Source organism: Nitrospirota bacterium (genome assembly GCA_035516965.1).
In the GTDB taxonomy this organism is placed as follows: domain Bacteria; phylum Nitrospirota; class UBA9217; order UBA9217; family UBA9217; genus MHEA01.
The window spans coordinates 21,432-37,694 of sequence record DATIZR010000012.1 but is presented as its reverse complement, the minus strand read 5'-3'; the positions used below and the strand labels follow the sequence as shown (position 1 = coordinate 37,694).

The 16,263-nt window shown below is 60.2% G+C and carries 14 protein-coding genes; all 14 read right to left on the bottom strand.

Going from position 1 to position 16,263, the window contains the following annotated elements; genetic code table 11:
- A partial coding sequence (locus VL197_01010; GenBank protein HUJ16550.1) for a hypothetical protein occupies positions 1-312 on the bottom strand: 312 nt, incomplete at its 3' end.
- Between the two features lie 98 nt (positions 313-410).
- A complete protein-coding gene (nhaA, locus tag VL197_01005; protein ID HUJ16549.1) occupies positions 411-1,598 on the bottom strand; it encodes a Na+/H+ antiporter NhaA in 1,188 nt (395 codons plus the stop codon).
- A gap of 79 nt (positions 1,599-1,677) precedes the next feature.
- Positions 1,678-3,186, bottom strand: coding sequence for a NapC/NirT family cytochrome c (locus tag VL197_01000; protein HUJ16548.1), 1,509 nt, complete (start codon positions 3,184-3,186; stop codon positions 1,678-1,680).
- An 89-nt stretch (positions 3,187-3,275) separates the two neighbouring features.
- Positions 3,276-5,672 (bottom strand): hypothetical protein, encoded by a 2,397-nt coding sequence (locus VL197_00995; GenBank protein HUJ16547.1) that lies wholly within the window; start codon positions 5,670-5,672, stop codon positions 3,276-3,278.
- A gap of 205 nt (positions 5,673-5,877) precedes the next feature.
- The gene (locus tag VL197_00990) at positions 5,878-6,672 is read right to left on the bottom strand and encodes an OmpA family protein (GenBank protein ID HUJ16546.1); all 795 of its coding nucleotides are present in this window, start codon (positions 6,670-6,672) and stop codon (positions 5,878-5,880) included.
- Between the two features lie 106 nt (positions 6,673-6,778).
- Positions 6,779-7,192 carry a cysteine rich repeat-containing protein gene (locus VL197_00985; GenBank protein HUJ16545.1) on the bottom strand — a complete coding sequence of 138 codons (414 nt, stop codon included), beginning with the start codon at positions 7,190-7,192 and terminating at the stop codon, positions 6,779-6,781.
- A 193-nt stretch (positions 7,193-7,385) separates the two neighbouring features.
- Positions 7,386-8,153: a hypothetical protein gene (locus tag VL197_00980; GenBank protein HUJ16544.1), complete on the bottom strand. Its 768-nt coding sequence runs from the start codon at positions 8,151-8,153 to the stop codon at positions 7,386-7,388.
- Between the two features lie 147 nt (positions 8,154-8,300).
- Positions 8,301-8,975, bottom strand: coding sequence for a hypothetical protein (locus tag VL197_00975; protein ID HUJ16543.1), 675 nt, complete (start codon positions 8,973-8,975; stop codon positions 8,301-8,303).
- Positions 8,956-9,576, bottom strand: a complete 621-nt coding sequence (locus tag VL197_00970) for a hypothetical protein (GenBank protein ID HUJ16542.1) — start codon at positions 9,574-9,576, stop codon at positions 8,956-8,958. The genes VL197_00975 and VL197_00970 overlap by 20 nt, the downstream gene beginning before the upstream one ends.
- 73 nt (positions 9,577-9,649) lie before the next feature.
- A complete protein-coding gene (locus VL197_00965; GenBank protein ID HUJ16541.1) occupies positions 9,650-10,048 on the bottom strand; it encodes a cysteine rich repeat-containing protein in 399 nt (132 codons plus the stop codon).
- Positions 10,049-10,153: 105 nt separating this feature from the next.
- Positions 10,154-10,852, bottom strand: coding sequence for an outer membrane beta-barrel protein (locus tag VL197_00960; protein HUJ16540.1), 699 nt, complete (start codon positions 10,850-10,852; stop codon positions 10,154-10,156).
- Between the two features lie 130 nt (positions 10,853-10,982).
- Positions 10,983-11,579, bottom strand: a complete 597-nt coding sequence (locus VL197_00955; GenBank protein HUJ16539.1) for a hypothetical protein — start codon at positions 11,577-11,579, stop codon at positions 10,983-10,985.
- Between the two features lie 91 nt (positions 11,580-11,670).
- Entirely contained in the window at positions 11,671-13,116 is a 1,446-nt protein-coding gene (locus VL197_00950) for an efflux transporter outer membrane subunit (GenBank protein HUJ16538.1), read from the bottom strand.
- A complete protein-coding gene (locus tag VL197_00945; GenBank protein HUJ16537.1) occupies positions 13,116-16,259 on the bottom strand; it encodes a multidrug efflux RND transporter permease subunit in 3,144 nt (1,047 codons plus the stop codon). Before VL197_00945 ends, VL197_00950 begins: the two co-directional genes overlap by 1 nt.
- Positions 16,260-16,263: the final 4 nt, after the last annotated feature.

Sequence of the window (16,263 nt, the reverse complement as noted above, 5' to 3'; positions counted from 1 at the left end):
GGTCTGCGATTCGGAGCCGATGTTCATCGTATCTCCTGGACCGGGCTGGACCTCGACCGAGATGGTCTGGTGGGTTTCGACGGTCACTCTATCGCCTATTTTCACCCGGCCAAGATTGCTCACATCATTTCCTACCTGAACCGTTCTGACGAGCCCTTCATCGTTCTTGAGCGTCACCTTCCGGCCATGATAATCGATATCCACGACCTTCTCCGTCGTCGTCGTGGCCTCGGTGATAATGAAGCTCGGATTTCCGCTGTCGCCCGTCGCCGCAATTGCGGGAACGAGCAACGCCATAAACAGAATTGTCATGCTCCCGACTATCCCCCTGATCTTCATGCAACACCTCCCTGATTCCGACCTTATCGTATCGATACTGTGAAACATGCGATTTTACAACCTTTCAGCGTTCAGCCCGATGGCTCCGGCAAGGTCCGGTCCAGGATGATATACCCGATGACCGCCGAAAGGAACGACCCGGCCAGAATGCCGAGACGCTCGTCTATGCTCTCGCCGAGGGTTCCCGGCTCGAAGGCGAGCGAGCTGATGAAGAGACTCATGGTGAACCCGATCCCGCACAGGACAGCCATGCCGTAGAAAGCCGTCCATCCGACCGATTCCAGCGGGCGGGCCAATCCCAGCTTCACGGCCAGGAGACTGAACAGGAATACGCCGATCTGCTTGCCGAAGAAGAGACCGGCAGCGATCCCGAGCGGCAGCGGATGGAGAAGCGACGACAGCCGGACCCCTGCGAGCGATATCCCCGCGTTCGCGAACGCAAAGAGCGGCAGGATCCCGTAGGATACCGTGGAATGCAGATCCTGCTCCAGCTCACGGAGCGGCGATCGCTCGTCCGCATGACCGGTCCGGAGCGGAATAAAGAACGCAAGGAGCACGCCGGCTATCGTTGCATGAATGCCGGATTTGAGCACCGCGATCCAGAGCGCCAGGCCGATGATGATATAGGGGGTCTTGTTCGTCACGCCGAGTCGGTTCAGGATGAACAGGGCAATGATCATCACGCCGGCGAACAGGAGCGCCGCCATGGTCAATTCCTCGGTGTAGAAGACTGCAATGATCAGGATCGCTCCTACGTCATCGAATATGGCAAGGGAGGTGAGGAAGACCTTGAGGGAGATTGGTACGCGGCTCCCGAGCATGGCCATCACGGCGAGCGCGAAGGCGATGTCCGTCGCGGCCGGGATAGCCCATCCGCGCAAAGACACGGCATCGCCGTGGTTGAGAGCGACGAAGACGACTATTGGCACGGCCATCCCGCCCAGCGCGCCGGCAGCCGGCAGGACCACCTGCCGCCAGCCCGCAAGCTCACCCTCCAGGAACTCGCGCTTCAGTTCCAGACCGATGAGGAAAAAAAAGACAGCCATCAGGCCGTCATTGATCCAGAGCAGCGCCGGTTTCGCTACCCCGATCGAGCCCACGTGCACTTCAAGGGGGGTTTCGAGAAATGCCTCATAGATACCCGAGACCGGCGAGTTCGCGGCGATAAGTGCGAACGCTGTCGCGGCCATCAGCAGCAGGCCGCCTGCCGATTCGAGCTTCAGGAACTCCTTGATGAAACCTGTCATCTTCTCGAACATGGGTGAAGGCCTTTCGCCATTACGTGCCGGCCTTTCGAGCAACCGGGGGAGCAACGTAAGGACCGCTTTCAATGGCCCGTCACTGGCCTGCGCCATGGCATTCATGGCACAGCATCTGCTTCCACGAGTCCCCGATGTCCACGGGATGGGGATATTTCATGACGTGGAACACGGCACTGTCCGTCCTGCCTGCGCCGGTTGCCCCTGCGCGCTCGATCAGGAGGTGACAGAGGCTGCAGTCCCGGGACAGGACCGCCCCGTCGTCGCTCCGGTGCTTTCCGTCGTGACAACGGAAGCATCCGGGCGAGAACCGGTGGCCCTGGTTGTTCGGAAAGGTCTTCCAACTGAGTTTCATGTGCGGGTCATAGTTCCGGTCGTAGGCGCGCTGGAGCTCCGCGATTGCCTGCTCTATCGCCGCCTGCTTCGCCGACGCCACCTCGGGATGGGTCTTCGCATAGAATTCCCTGATCGACCGGGCGATGCCGCTGTGCGCCTCCTCTCTCGATGGGTACTCTGCCTCGAGAGCCGCGACGGCAGCGCTTTTCGCCTCCGGCAGCCCGGGATCGACGAGATTTGTAGAAAGAAGCGCATTCAGGACGACGCTGGGCGGGTTGAAGGGATGACCTTGCCGGTTATGACAATCAACGCAGTCCATCCTCCTTGAACCGGCCTTTGCCGCCTCGGCATCGGACATCTTCGCTTCGATACTGCGGTACACCCTTTCCTTCCCGTCGAGCCGCTTTACCCGAATCCAGGGTATCACCATCCGCTTCGTGTCTGTCGCAGCGTAGACGATCTCTTCCGTGGTGCTGTAGTGCCAGTGCATTCTGGGCGGCCGCTCCGTCGTCGCCAGCTCCGCCTTGCCCATGCGCAAAAGCAGGTTGATCGTTTTCCGGGTGTTCTTCTTATCAGCGAGGAAATAGGTCCTGCTCTCGAGCCGCTGGCTGATCCGGTATTTTGGACCGTGGCAGTTTTCGCAGACATCCTGCGAGGGCCGGAGGTCGGCAACGGGAGTTGGAATGGGCCTTGGATAGCGGTCGGTCAAAATGTCGAAGAGCTGCCGCGTCCCCTTCATTTTATACAGGAGGAAATATTTAATGCCCGACCCGACATGGCAGGCGGAGCAGCCGATCCGGGCGTGCACCGCAAAGGCATGTGAGCGATCCTCCGTGTTGTGAACGGTGTGGCACAGCCTCGCGCAGAAGATGTCCGATTCGGTATACTCATAGACCTTGTACCCCGCGAAAGCATACAGCAGCGAGAGCACGAGGAACACCGCCAGGAGAGCAACGACCGCGTTGCGGTGACGGGATTCGTTGAAATCGACGACGAGGAGCGGACGTTCACCGGGAATCCTTTGCTGCCGCCGTCGCCGCTCCCTCCTGATGCCGATTATGATGAGCACGATGCCAAGGAGAACCAGCGCCGGCAGGACCAGAAAAATGACGAGGTCGGCATAGGGCCTGTGGTGCTCCGAAAAAGTCTCAGCGATTGCGAGAAACACGGTAAAAGCCGCGTTGAACACGGCGATGACCGCACCAATCAGGGAAACCGGGTTGTAAAAAGTGTCCGGCAGGCGCTTTCTCATGCTTCAGGCCCCTCCTTTATTCCTTGCAGACTTCGGCTTCAGCAGATCATCGTTCAGGCTACCTTGTTGAGCATCCGTCAGTTTCTCTTTCAGCGCCGTCCTCCGCCTCCGCGCATGCCGCCTCCGCCGCCGCGAGGCGTGGCTGCCGGAGCGCTCCGCTGGGCGGGCTGCGGCGCACTGGTGCGCTGATTGTACTGATTGTTCCACTGGCCGGTCCGCTGGTTTCCGGCAGCGCGGTTCGCGCTCTCGCGGTTCAGATCATTGGTCACGTCCCTGGTGCTGACCTGGCCCGTCCGGTCACCCACGGCTCCCTGCTTGGGTGATCCCCCCTGTGCCGGGAGCTGAGTGGCGGTGTTTCCCCGCGACCTGTCGGGTGAAGTCCAGCTTCCGTTCTCATACTTCTGCCATCCCGAATCGCTCTTGCGGTAAACATTGCCGTCCTTGCCCACATAGGTGTTGTTCTGCCCCTTGATCACGCTGCCGCCTTCGGACGTTTTGATGCCGCCCACCGTGCCCTGGTCCGTGGTCCTGTACGCGCCTTTGGCCCACTGGTCTCCATTCGAAACGACACCTGCTCCCCAGCTCCCGTACACGCTCGACCCTTGGGCGCCGGCAAACCGCGTTCCCGTTGATGGGTTGTAGCCCTGAGCAGCACGGATCGACCCGTTCGGGCCGTAGGCAGCGGCGCCCGTAGCCCAGGCGCCGGTGCTCGGGTTGTACGCCTGGCCGACCTTGTACCCGCCTGCAGGGCCATACGCGCCGTAGCCGCGCTTATACGTTCCCGTCGCCGCATTGTAGGATGCGCCTGCCCCGTAGCCGCCGTAGGGACCATAGTACCCGCCGCCCCGGTAATAGGTGCTCGTTGCGGGGTTGTACCAGGCATGAGCCCCGTAGGTGTAGGGACGGGGATAGTAAATGGGGTAGCCGTAGGGGGGGTAATGCCAGTACGGCGGGTAGTAATAACCCGTGCCCCAGAAAACGACGCCGAAACTCACGTAACAGCCCGTGTACCCCGACGAGTAGCTCGAAACCACAACTTCGGGCGACTGCTGGTACTGGACCACGTAGGTAACAGGATAGAGCGGCGAACTGGGAGGGATGGTATAGATCGCTTGCGGGACCGTGGACGCGACAACCCACGGCCCGGCCGGCTGGGATGCGGCGAACCAGATTCCGCGGTCGCAGGCATAGTACGCCGTGTCGCTCACCTTGATCACTGCGACCGAAGCGTTTATGGCATACAGGAGCGGCGGGGTCGTGCCCGGGATGGGTTCGAACTGGGGCTCCCCTGCATAGGAGACGGTCAGCTTGACATCTCCGGGCTTGATCGTGGCTGTCTGCGGGATCCCTGCAGCGCGCACCGATTCCTGCGCCTGGGGGGTGCCTGGTACCGAGTAGAGCACGCGTCCTTTTGGCCCCCCCGCCGGGATCGAAGCGAAGACCTTCGGCAGGTCGGCCGTTGCAAATCCCCACGGCCCGTCGAGCGACTTCGACGTCCGGTACCAACGTCCGGCCACGAGGAAGTACCAGTTCTTGTCCTTACGGTAGTAGAAGAGGTCCGCCTCGGTGTTCGCAACATAATCCAGGTCTTTCGGCCCGGCGGCCTCGTACTTCGGCTTTCCGTCGATCACGATCAGTTCCGCCGGCTCCGTTGTCATGAAGACGGTCGGTGCCTTACTGTACTGGGGCTGCTTCGGCGGCACATTCTCGCGGGCGTCCTTGAAGCTGTCGTCCGCGGGAAGTTTGGAAAAATCACCGGGCAGGGACTTGGCCACGGTCCAGGGGTCGCCCAGCTTGTTCGTGAACAGCCACGTCTGGCCGTCGAGCATGTAGTAGTTGGAGGTGGCCTCTTCGGTGAGCACGGTCCAGTTCGTGTTGATGGCGTACTTCAGGTTCGTGCCCTCTATCTTGGCGAACACGGGCTGGCCGTCGAAGATCAGGAGTCGCGCGCGCTCGAAAGCCACGATGATCCGCGGCGGGTCGTTCTTGAGCGGGATGCTCTTCCCCGAAGCCTCTTCCGTCTGCTTCAGTCCCACCAGGATGCGGTCGAGCGAGATCGGCACTGATTTATGGGGGATCATTGCCTTCACGGCCTTTTCAGCCGCGCTCGAGAGGGCGGGGTCAAGCACGGAAAAGGTCGCCTTTTCCACCTCGATGTCGTCGAGCGTGACCATGCGGCTCTCGAGATCGGTCGCGGTATCCGCCTTGATCCAGACAGCGCCGGCTATCGGCTGCTTCTGTCCCTGGAGCGTGACCTCGACGGCAATGCGGGCTTTCAGCACCTTCTGGTCCTTCCAGCTGTCCAGCTGCGGCTGATAGTAGACGAGCGTATTGCCGTCCTGCTGTTTCTGCCGCGGCCACCCCTCGTCGACGCCCCAGGCATGTCCGGCCCAGCCTATCCCCGCGCAGAGAACCGCGACCAGAAAAAGGCGTACGATCGCCGAGTGCCGGTGCTCCTGCCGATGACAGCGCGTTATGCTTTTCATGGTATCGCTCTCCTTATCACCCTCGTCTGGAACGAATGACGTACAGTACATCACCCGGCCAAAAGCAGCACTGTGCCGGCCATCGCCGGCACCCGAACGCGGAAATATCTCATTTGCTGCGCATCCTTCATGGGTGACTGATGACCGCCGGTGCGACCCTCAGGGGATGGTCAGGACCCGCGAGCCGGACCAACGATCACGAACGTCAGCCGGCCGTCCTGGTCATCTCGCTCACCAGACTTTTATCGATCAGCATGATCTCGATACGGCGGTTCTTCTGGCGTCCTTCCGGGGTATCGTTGGGAGCCACGGGATCGTATTCAGCACGTCCTGAGGGCACCATGAGCTCGGGAGGCACGCCGACCTCCTGCAGATAGCGGACCACGTTGGTCGCCCGGGCGACCGACAGATCCCAGTTCGATGGGTACGTGCTCTGAAGGGACTTGGCCACCGGCACGTTGTCCGTATGGCCTACGACGCGGATGATCTTGTTCTCGTAGCCTTTCAAGGCATCACCAACCTTCTTCAGGACCTCCTTGCCGCCCTTCTTGAGCGTCGCGCGGCCGGAATCGAAGAAGATCTTCTCGGCCAGGTCGACCGAGAGCATGTTCTTATACTGCCTTACCTGGAGCTGGCCCTTCTCCACTTCCTTGGAGAGGCCCTGCACCAGCGCCTCATACTGTTTCTGCGTCTGCTGGCTTGACGCCATCAGCGAGGACTTCTGCTGTTCCAGAGACGCGACCTGCTGTTGGGCCGCAGTTTTCTGCTGCTCCAGCGCGGAGATCTGCTGACTCAACCCTGTGTTGTCCTTCTCCAGTGCGGTCTTCTGCTTCTCGAGGTCGCCCTTCTGCTGTTCCAGTGTGCCCTTTTCCTTCTGAAGGGCGGCGATCTCCTGGTTCTTCCCCGTTTCCATCTTTTCGTACGTGCCGGTGCTGACGCAGCCGCTCACGACGAGTCCCGCTGCGAGAGCAGCCATACAAAAACGCAGATATCTTGCCATGTGCTTCCCCTCCTTTTCGTGATGTTCTCCTCAAGAAAAATTGAGAAACGATCCTCCGGTTCTGTGAAAGCATCCGGAGAATCGTCCTTTGAGACGGCGGTACCGGCTATTTCTTGAGCCCCACGTCCTTCATCGCCTGCTTGCACCGGCTGCCCAGTTGCTTCTCATTCTTATCCATGCAGGCCAGCAGGCGTCCCTGGCCGGGCTGGATGTCGGAACAGAACTTCGCGAGGTCGTCGCGGCACTCGTTTGCCACATAGGTCAAGGCCGTCAGAGCCCGTTCGAGCTGCACAGCGGCATCGTACAGGGCGTATTCGCACTGCCCGGACAACTTGTCTTCGCGGGCGTACAGACAGGCTAGTATCCGTCCCTCGCCGGGCGTCACGTCTTTGCAATAGGCTTCAAGCTCCTTGCTGCAACCTTTGGCCACGGATTCCACCAGTTTCTCCGCAGCCAAAACCTGTGTTCCGAACACCAGCACCATGCCAAGCGCCAAAACGATTAGCAACTTCTTCTTCATAGCAATATCCTCCTTATATTAAGTTTTTCCTCGATGAGGAATTCTGTTTCCATCAAAACATCTTTTCTGCTACCCTTATCAGTCTGCTCTTTAGATTGCATTTCACCCGAAACGTTTCATCGATTTGACCTCTTTCTGCAGGCTTACCCTGGACGTTCTTGACCGGGATTGATAATTTCCTGCTTCCTGCTCGCTAGAAATAGACGGCAGCATACAGCATCCCGCCGTTCCAGCTGGTATTAAGATACAGCGTCGAGCTGTCGTCCCGGTTCGCCTTCATGTTCACATTGAACCTGTTGTAGGCGGCGCCCAGGGACACATGACGGAGGAGACGGTACTCAAGCCCGAAGAGGAAATCCTGGAGTCCCCCTCTGATCTTGTCCTCGTAATTGATGAAAAAGAACTGGTAGTTGTAATACGCGGATAAACGGGGCGTAAACTTGTAGTCCGCGAACAGACCGAACACGGGCAGGGGCGCCGTTACCGACTGACTATCGGCCAGACCGAGCCTGCCTGCGCTGATGCTGACGGATGAGCGCATGACGAACAAACCGAAAGACGCTCCAAGCTCGACGGCATCGTTATGGTATGCGGAATACTGATAGCTCAGCTTGTATATATTGAACTCGAGTTTGCTGTCGACCGACGCGGAGATCGGGTAGGTCTGGCCGTCCCAGATGATGTCCCTGTCCAGCACCCTCGAACCGGTGAATTTCACGTCATAGCCGGAAAAGAGGAGGGCATGATTCTCGTTGAAGCGGAAGAACCCGTCCAGCCTGAAGACCGTCGACGAGGTATCGCCGCCCAGTGTATTCTGGAAATCTACATAGGTGCCGATGGGAGCGTTGATGGAGTCAAGACGCACGATCGTGCTGGCGTTTTGGATGGCATACCCGCCCAGCCGCAGCCCGAACCGGTCCGGGAACTCATCTGCCCGGGCCGGAGCTGCGGCAAGCAGCATTATTCCTGCCGCGCATGCAGCAAGGAGCCCGAAACAAAGGGAAGGCACGGAGGTTTGGCGATGCGCACGGCACAGGGAAAACAATACTGTTTTCATAAAAGGGTCCTTTCTTCGGGCTGTCTCCCCACGCACCGATAATGGCCGGGTCTAGGGGAACAGTTTATCGCGGAAAAGCCTGTTCGCGATGATCCTGATGTAAGGCTTTATCTCCTCCTGTGGAGCGCCCGAAAGGCGCGTCTCAGACTGCGCAGCCCAAATGAGCTTTTCGTTCTTGACATCGAACAGCCGGGTCTCGAGCACCAGGAACGTGTCCTCATGCGAATATCCCTGCGTGGTCGGTTGCGACGGCCCCGGGAAAGAGTACCCGACGCCGGCATAGGCGCCCCAGGCGCCGTACGAGCCGTAGGGAAGTCCGTACCCGGTCGTGATGGTCATCCCGGGGATGGTTTCCTTTGCCGTACGGCTCCCGACTACCCTGGTCAAAAGTACGGCATTTATTCCGAGTTCTTTTATCTTCTGCACCAGGGCATCACGCGCCTCGTCTCCCTCCAGGCTACCTGTCGGAAGGATACGGAAGCTCTCCCTCGCGGCGATCCCGCGGCTCGTGAAGTATTTTACGAACTCGCTTTCAAAGGTCCTCCTGGCCGTGTCGTTCTTCAGGACGCCGATGACAAGGACGTTGTCCATGCGTCCACGCTGAAAGGTCTCGTCCTTCCATACCTCTTTCACCTGCGTTGCCGCGCAGCCCGTCACCGCGAGAAAATACAGCGCCAGACAACCGCCCGACAGGCACATCTTGACGTTACGGGACCAGTTTCTCATGAGCAAGTCTCCCGACGATGGCGCTGGTGAACGGCTTGATCTGTTTGACCGCGCCTTGCTGATAGGTCGATTGAGACAGCGCAGACCAGATGGGCTGGCGCGTCACGGCATCGTACAGCGTCGTTTCCATGGTGAGGACGTTATAATCATAGGAAATGTCCCGTATGCCGACATCGCCCGAAACACCTCCGTAATAGCTGTCCCAGCTCGTGTCAAAACCTTGCGGTACGGCATAGCGGCGCAGCGGCGTGTGCGTGTCTCCCGCTTCTTTCTTTAAGAACTTCACCACGATGATCTGATCGGCGCCCAGTTCCTGCACCTTGGCCAGGACAGCTTCCTTTTCCGGTTTTTCTTTGCCGGGGAGCACGGCATAGCTCGCAATGGCGTCGCTCCCGCGCGTCTTGAGCTGACGTACGAACTCGTCTTCGACCAGGGTCCGGGGCCCGTACTCCTTCGACAGCCCCACAACGAAGATCTTCTTCGGATACCCTTGGTGCGCCTCGTCCTTCCATTCAGCGACCAGCTTCGTTCCGGCACAGGAGGCAAGCAGCGACAGGGAAACGATCAGCAGGCCGGTGTACCTCTTCATTCTTTGTGACACGCAATTACCTCCTTAGAGTGGACCCCTCCGGCAGAGGCCGAAGGCCCTTCGCTCACACGACTGCGGCGGCCGCTCACCGGGCCCGCTCCTTGATCTCCCGCAGCTTTGCGCGGCAGTCGAGCCTCAGGGCAACGTAGTTGTCCTGGAGGCATCGAAAGATACGGATGCCGTCGGGAGGATCGAAACTGCACAATCGGGCGATCTCTTCTGAACAGGCCACGTTCATCTCCTGCAGGCTCTTCTGCTGGGCATCGAGCCAGTCTTGGCAGGCGATGCTCTGGTCGCCCCGGTGTTCGTTGAGGCATTTCAATAGGCGGCCCTCTCCCGGCGTCACATTCCCGCAGAACTTGGAGATCGTCTCGGCACAGGGACCCGCGACCTGGGCCTGCACCGTCAGAGCAAGGGCCAAGGTTGCAAGCACTGCTGCCGGGATCACAGAACACCGTTTTCCGATGCCGGGTGTTTTGAACATACGCCTTTCCTCCTCAAGCTGAACAACAGCCGGTTACGACAGTATTCGCTTCGAGCCGGGGCAACGCTGCATTACTATTCTCATCAGTGTCGCCCCGTCGCTTCCTCAAAATGCCCGGAAAATGAAATCCAGCCTCCAGACGTCAAAATTGGGCGTGCCCGAGGCATTGTTGATATCTACCCACATCCTGTTGTAGCTGGGCTGCAGGCTGAACTGGGGACTGAGGTCGAACCTGACGCCAAGGCCGACACTGTAGCTTACGTCATTCTGGGTCTTGGTCGGAGAATAGTTGTTGCACACATATCCGTACCACGGGTCCCACCAGCATGCGGTCTGCCCTACGCCGTTAGGAATGTTTGTATCAATGAACGTCATGCCCGCCCCCGCCGACACGAAGGGACTGATGTTCCCCGGCAAGATGTAAAAGATCCCGCCAATCGCGAATGTTGAGGTATACATCGTGTTCCCGTACTGCCTGGTCTGACCATCGGTTTGCACGATCTGCGCCTGATAGTTCCGTGCGCTCCAGGAGAAGAGACCATTCGCCTGGAAATGATCGGTGATATTGTAGCCGAAGCCGAATCCAAAGCCCCAGGTGGCGTCCGTGCTGATACTGGTTCCTGACTGGCCGTCTGAACTCCATGAGGGGTTAAAGGCGAGCGGAAGGAAAAAATCCCAGGTCCCGGCGCGGCCTCCCGGGCGGCTCGTGGTGTATGCCTGTGCATTGGCGTCCGTGGCCAGAACCGCGACGCACACGATCGCGGCCATCAAGCAGACAGCGGTGATTCTCAGAATTTGTCTCATAATCATTTCCTCCTTTCGTGGGTTCGCGCATGGAACATTGGTTCTCAACATCCGTCTCATGAACATTTCCTCCTCTTGTTGAATTTATCATCAGGGGAGCCCCCCTCCGGCGGGAGCCGGGGGATCCCCCTCAGGGTATCATCCCGTCCGATACTAGGCGGTCGATCATGATGCCGATGAAGTCCGACAGTGCCTTTTGATCTACCACGTCGACCTTCGTGACGGAGCGGGCCGTCCAGATGCGCTTGTCGGTCTTCACGTCAAACAGGTTCGTCTCCACATACGCAGGCTCCGACGTGCCGATGGTGGGCGCATCGTATACGTTCCGGTAATAACCGGATAGCCGCGTGGGATCCTTTGGGCCGGCCTGGGGGATCTGCGACTGCACCGTCAGCCTGTCGGTCAGTCGCAGGGTGAGAACGACATCAGCTCCCAGGTCCCTGATCTTCGCCAGCGCAGCGTCTCTTTCCACAAACTTGTCGGGAGGAATAACGACGTAGACCGGCATCGCGGAGACCCCCCGGGCCTTCAACTGGCGCACGAACTCGCTCTCCGCGAGGACCCGGTTCTCGGGGACCTGAAGGATCCAGAAGACGGCGACCTTCTTTACGGGGCCGCGATAGTCTTTGTCCTTCCAGACGTCGGTAAAGACTGTCTGGGCAATGCCGATCGCTCCGATTAAGGTGATAACCGCCATCCATGATACTATCAGGATCATGCGCTTCATCGATAACCTCCCGGAACGTTTCCCCGCGCGAGGAATGTCTTCAATTTCGGCGACGACTGTCTTTTGCCGGAACTCTCGGCGTACGCATCTGTTATTTCTTCCCGCCGACCGGCTGCGATGCCGCTGCAGGCGGCTGCGACTGTTTGTCGGCTTCCACGACCCACCCGCCGCCCATGGCCTTGTAGAGGTTGATGAGTGCGCGCAGGAGCGAGTCCTGCGTCTGGGCATACGAGAGCTGAGCGTTAAAGAGGCTTCGTTCGGCGTCCAGCACTTCGATGTAGCTCGTGTAGCCGTTCTCGTAGCGAAGACGCGCCAGCCGGGCATAGGTCGCAAGCGCTTCGACCTGCTTCGCTTGCGCGTCGAGTTGCACACGCGTCCGGTCCTGGTCGATGAGCGCGTCCTCGAACTCGCGGAACCCGTTCTGGATCGCGGACTCATATCCGAACAATGCTTCCTGCTGGACGGCCTCGGCGGCCTTTACGGTCCCTTTGATCTTTCCGGCCGTGAAGATCGGGCCCGCAAGGGCGCCCGCATAGCTCCAGGCCCCAGCCGGACCGGTGAAGAGGTCCTTGAGCTGTGTGCTGACCGACCCGAAGAAGCCCGTGAGCGAGATTGACGGGAAGTACTGCGCCTTTGCCACGCCGATGCGCGCGTTCGCAGCGATGAGGTTCTGCTCGGCCTGGCGGACATCGGGACGGCGCATCAGCAGGTCGGACGGCATGCCGGCCGGAATGACCGGCAATGCGATATCGTCGAGCGCCCTGCCCCGAAGGATGGGTCCGGGGTTCCTGCCGAGCAGGATGCTGATGAAGCTCTCCTGCTGCCTGACACGCTTTTCCAGGTCCGGGATCGCAGCCAGGGCAACATAGTATTCCGAACGGACCTGGCTCAGCTCCATCTCCGAGATGTTGCCGCCTTTGAACCGGAGCTCAAAGAGCCTTACTGATTCCTCGCGGCTCTTGGCGGTCTTCCGGGCGATCTCGAGCTGCTGGTCGAGCGACCGCAGGTCGATGTACGCCGTCGCCATTGACGTAACAAGCGACAGGATCACGCCGCTCCGGGCATCCTCGGCGGAGAGGAGGTCCGCCTTCGCAGCCTCGGTCGCTCGCCTGACCTTACCCCAGAGGTCGATCTCCCAGCTCGCGTTGAACTCGGCCTGGTAAAGACTGTAGTTCCGTCCCCCCACGATCGGGATAGGACCCTTCGAGGTAGAATGCGTTCTGCCGGCGCTCCCGTCGTAGCCGACCTGCGGGAACAGGTCCGCGCGCGTCGCGCCGTACAGTCCGTAGAACTCCACGACCCGGGCCGTGGCGACACGGAGGTCGTAGTTCTCTCTGAGCGATGTCCCGATCAGTTCGTTCAGCACGGGGTCGTTGAACTGCTCCCACCATGCCGTGTTCGCCGTTTCCTGCGCCTGCTGTATGCCAACCTGCCATGCTGGCGGCGGCTCGATCTCCGGTCTCCGGTAGTCGGGACCGATGGCGCATCCCGTAAGCAGGAGCAGCGTCAATGAAAAAATGATCAGCCGCCTTTTCATCAATGTCCATCCTTTCCCGCTGTGCCGCCGTGTTTCTCGCCGCGATGGGACAGTTTTTCGATCACCGTGAAGGTCACGGGGATGAGGAACACGCCGATACCCGTGGCGGCAAGCATGCCGCCGATCACGGCCAGGCCCATGACGTTCCGTGACAGCGCGCCGGCGCCCGACGCAAGGGCGAGGGGCACGCATCCCAGGATAAAGGCGAAGGAGGTCATCAGGATCGGCCGCAGCCGGAGCTTGGCTCCTTCCAGGGCCGCGTCCTCGGCGCTCTTCCCCTTGTCGTACTCGATCTTCGCGAACTCCACGATCAGGATGGCGTTCTTCGCAGCCAGGCCAATCAACATGACGAGGCCGATCTGGGCGTAGATGTTCAGCTCCATCCGGCCGACGAAGACGGCGGCAAAGGCGCCGAACACCGCGATCGGCGTGCCCATGAGCACACTAAAGGGCAGCGACCAGCTTTCGTACTGCGCCGCCAGGATCAGGAAGACGAAGAGCAGCGATAGCGCGAAGACAACCGACGCCGGTACGCCTTCCTGGGCCTTCTTCTCCTGGTAGGACATGCCGAGGTAGTCGTAGCCCATCTCCTGCGGCATCGTCGCCTTAAAAACCTCCTCGAGCGCCTTCATGGCCTGGAGCGAGCTGTAGCCCGGCTTGGGCGTGACGTTGATCTGCGCGGATCGGTACAGGTTGTACCGCATGGTGAACTCGGGCCCCGACCGCTCTTCGATGCTCGTAAGCGCCGACAGCGGAACCGGCTGGCCCTTGCTGTTGCGTACATAGAACTGGCCGAGCTGCTCGGCCCTCACGCGCGCGTCGCCCTCGGCCTGTACGTAAACCTGCCACTGCCTGCCGAAGCGGTTGAAGTAGTTCACAAAGGCGCCGCCCATGAAGGCCTGGAGCGTGCCGTAAACGTTCTGCAGATCAACGCCCTGCTTCAACACCTTGTCGCGGTCCACGTTGATGAAGAGCTGCGGCACCGTGGGCAGGAAGGTCGTCGAGGCGCGTGCGATCTCGGGCCGTTTGACCGCCTCAGCCATGAACTTCTGGGTGTTCCGGGCAAGGAAGGCGATGTCCCTGCCCGCCCGGTCCTCGAGCAGGAAGGTCACACCTCCCGCGGTGCCGATGCCCGGGATCGCCGGGGGCGAGAAGGCGAAGGCCACGCCCTGCGGAAGTTTGGCAAGCCTGGCGTTCAGGCCTGCTAGGAGGTTGACATACTTTTCCTCAGAGGCCTTTCGTTCGCCCCAAGGCTTCAGGGTGACAAAGAAGAACCCGCTGTAGGTGTTCACCACGCCGCTCAGCATGCTGTATCCCATGATGCTGGTGCAGTACGCCACGCCCGGCGTCTCCATGATGATCTTTTCCATGTCCTTGACCGCCGCGTCGGTCCGCTGGAGCGACGAGGCGTTCGGCAGTTGGATGCCTGCGTAGAAATAGCCCTGGTCCTCCTCGGGCAGGAACCCTCCCGGCAGCCCCTTGCCCAGTACGGCGACCAGCAGCGTGATGATGCCGAGGAAGATGAGGCTCATTGCTGATTTTCGGATCAGGATGCCGCAGGCGCGAACATACCCGTTCGTCGACTTGCCGAACATGTCGTTGAACCAGGCGTAGAACTTCCCGAGCAGGCCGCGCGCCTCTTTTCTCGGCTTCAGGATCAGGGCCGAAAGCGCCGGGCTGAGCGACAATGCCACAAAGACCGAGATCATCATCGAGATGGCGATGGTTACCGCGAACTGCTGGTAGAGCCTGCCCGTGATGCCCGGGATAAACACGGTCGGAAGGAACACCGCCGACAGCACGAGTCCGATGGCAACAACGGGACCGGCCACCTCTTCCATGGCCTTGATGGCAGCTTCTTTCGGCGTCTTACCCTTCTCGATGTGATGTTCCACCGCCTCCACCACCACGATGGCGTCGTCCACCACCAGTCCGATGGCGAGCACCATACCCATGAGGGCGATCGTGTTGATCGAGAACCCGATGACCGGGAAGAAGGCAAAGGTCCCGATGAGCGAGACCGGCACGGCCAGGGCCGGGATGAGCGTGGCCCTCCAGCCCTGGAGGAAGATGAAGACCACGATGATCACGAGGATGAGGGCCTCGACGAGCGTGTGCATGATCTCGTTGATGCCTTCGCGAACCGCCTCGGTCGTGTCCAGGGAGATCACGTACTCCAGGTCCTGCGGAAAGTTTTTGCTGACCTCGGCCATCAGTTTTTTGACGCCGTCCACGGCATTGATGGCGTTCGTGCCGGGAAGCTGGTACAGGCCGAGCACAGCGGCAGGTTTCCCGTTCAGTCTGCCCTTCATCTCGTAGGTCTGGGCGCCGAGCTCGATGCGGCCCACGTCCTTGAGCCGCACAAGCGATCCGTCAGGATTGGCCCTCAAGACCACCTGGCCGAACTCCTCGGGCGTCACGAGCCGTCCCTGGGCTCGGACCGCGTAGGTGAACTCCATGCCCGGCGGCGCGGGCTCGGCGCCCACCTTGCCGGCCGGGTTCACGGTGTTCTGCTTCTGGATGGCCGCGGTGATCTCAGGGATAGTGATGTTCAGGGTCGCAAGCCGGTCGGGCCGCACCCAGACGCGCATGGCGTACTGGCCGGCGCCGAATACGGTGACGCTGGCGATGCCGGGCACGCGCGTGAGCTGATCATTGATGTTGATGTTGGCGTAGTTGGCCAGGAACACGTCGTCGTAGGTCCCTTTAGGCGAAACGAGCGAGACGACCATGAGCGGCGACGACGTGGACTTCTTGACCGTGACGCCGTAGTTGCGGACATCGGACGGAAGCTTGGCCGCGGCCTGGCTCTGGCGCATCTGGGCCAGCACCTGGTCGATGTTCGGGTCCGTCTTCACGTCGAAGTTGACGTACATCTTCATCTGCCCGTTGTTCGCGTTGAGCGAGTACATGTAGTTCATGTTGTCCACCCCGCTCATCTCCTGCTCGATGGGCGTGGCAACGGACTGCTCCACGGTCTGGGCGTCGGCGCCCACATAGGTGGTGTCGATCACCATTTCGGGCGGCACGATGTTCGGGTACTGGGCAATGGGGAGGCCGAGGATCGAGACGATGCCGACGATGACGATGATGATCGAGATCACGATGGCCACGATGGGCCGGTTGATGAAAAAATTGACCATGACG

What these genes read in the sequence shown, in the direction of transcription:
- nhaA (HUJ16549.1), bottom strand. Translation starts at nt 1,598, where the DNA reads ATGTTCGAGAAGATGACAGGTTTCATCAAGGAGTTCCTGAAGCTCGAA.
- VL197_01000 (HUJ16548.1), bottom strand. Translation starts at nt 3,186, where the DNA reads ATGAGAAAGCGCCTGCCGGACACTTTTTACAACCCGGTTTCCCTGATT.
- VL197_00995 (HUJ16547.1), bottom strand. Translation starts at nt 5,672, where the DNA reads ATGAAAAGCATAACGCGCTGTCATCGGCAGGAGCACCGGCACTCGGCG.
- VL197_00990 (HUJ16546.1), bottom strand. Translation starts at nt 6,672, where the DNA reads ATGGCAAGATATCTGCGTTTTTGTATGGCTGCTCTCGCAGCGGGACTC.
- VL197_00985 (HUJ16545.1), bottom strand. Translation starts at nt 7,192, where the DNA reads ATGAAGAAGAAGTTGCTAATCGTTTTGGCGCTTGGCATGGTGCTGGTG.
- VL197_00980 (HUJ16544.1), bottom strand. Translation starts at nt 8,153, where the DNA reads ATGCTGCTTGCCGCAGCTCCGGCCCGGGCAGATGAGTTCCCGGACCGG.
- VL197_00975 (HUJ16543.1), bottom strand. Translation starts at nt 8,975, where the DNA reads ATGAGAAACTGGTCCCGTAACGTCAAGATGTGCCTGTCGGGCGGTTGT.
- VL197_00965 (HUJ16541.1), bottom strand. Translation starts at nt 10,048, where the DNA reads ATGTTCAAAACACCCGGCATCGGAAAACGGTGTTCTGTGATCCCGGCA.
- VL197_00960 (HUJ16540.1), bottom strand. Translation starts at nt 10,852, where the DNA reads ATGAGACAAATTCTGAGAATCACCGCTGTCTGCTTGATGGCCGCGATC.
- VL197_00955 (HUJ16539.1), bottom strand. Translation starts at nt 11,579, where the DNA reads ATGAAGCGCATGATCCTGATAGTATCATGGATGGCGGTTATCACCTTA.
- VL197_00950 (HUJ16538.1), bottom strand. Translation starts at nt 13,116, where the DNA reads ATGAAAAGGCGGCTGATCATTTTTTCATTGACGCTGCTCCTGCTTACG.
- VL197_00945 (HUJ16537.1), bottom strand. Translation starts at nt 16,259, where the DNA reads ATGGTCAATTTTTTCATCAACCGGCCCATCGTGGCCATCGTGATCTCG.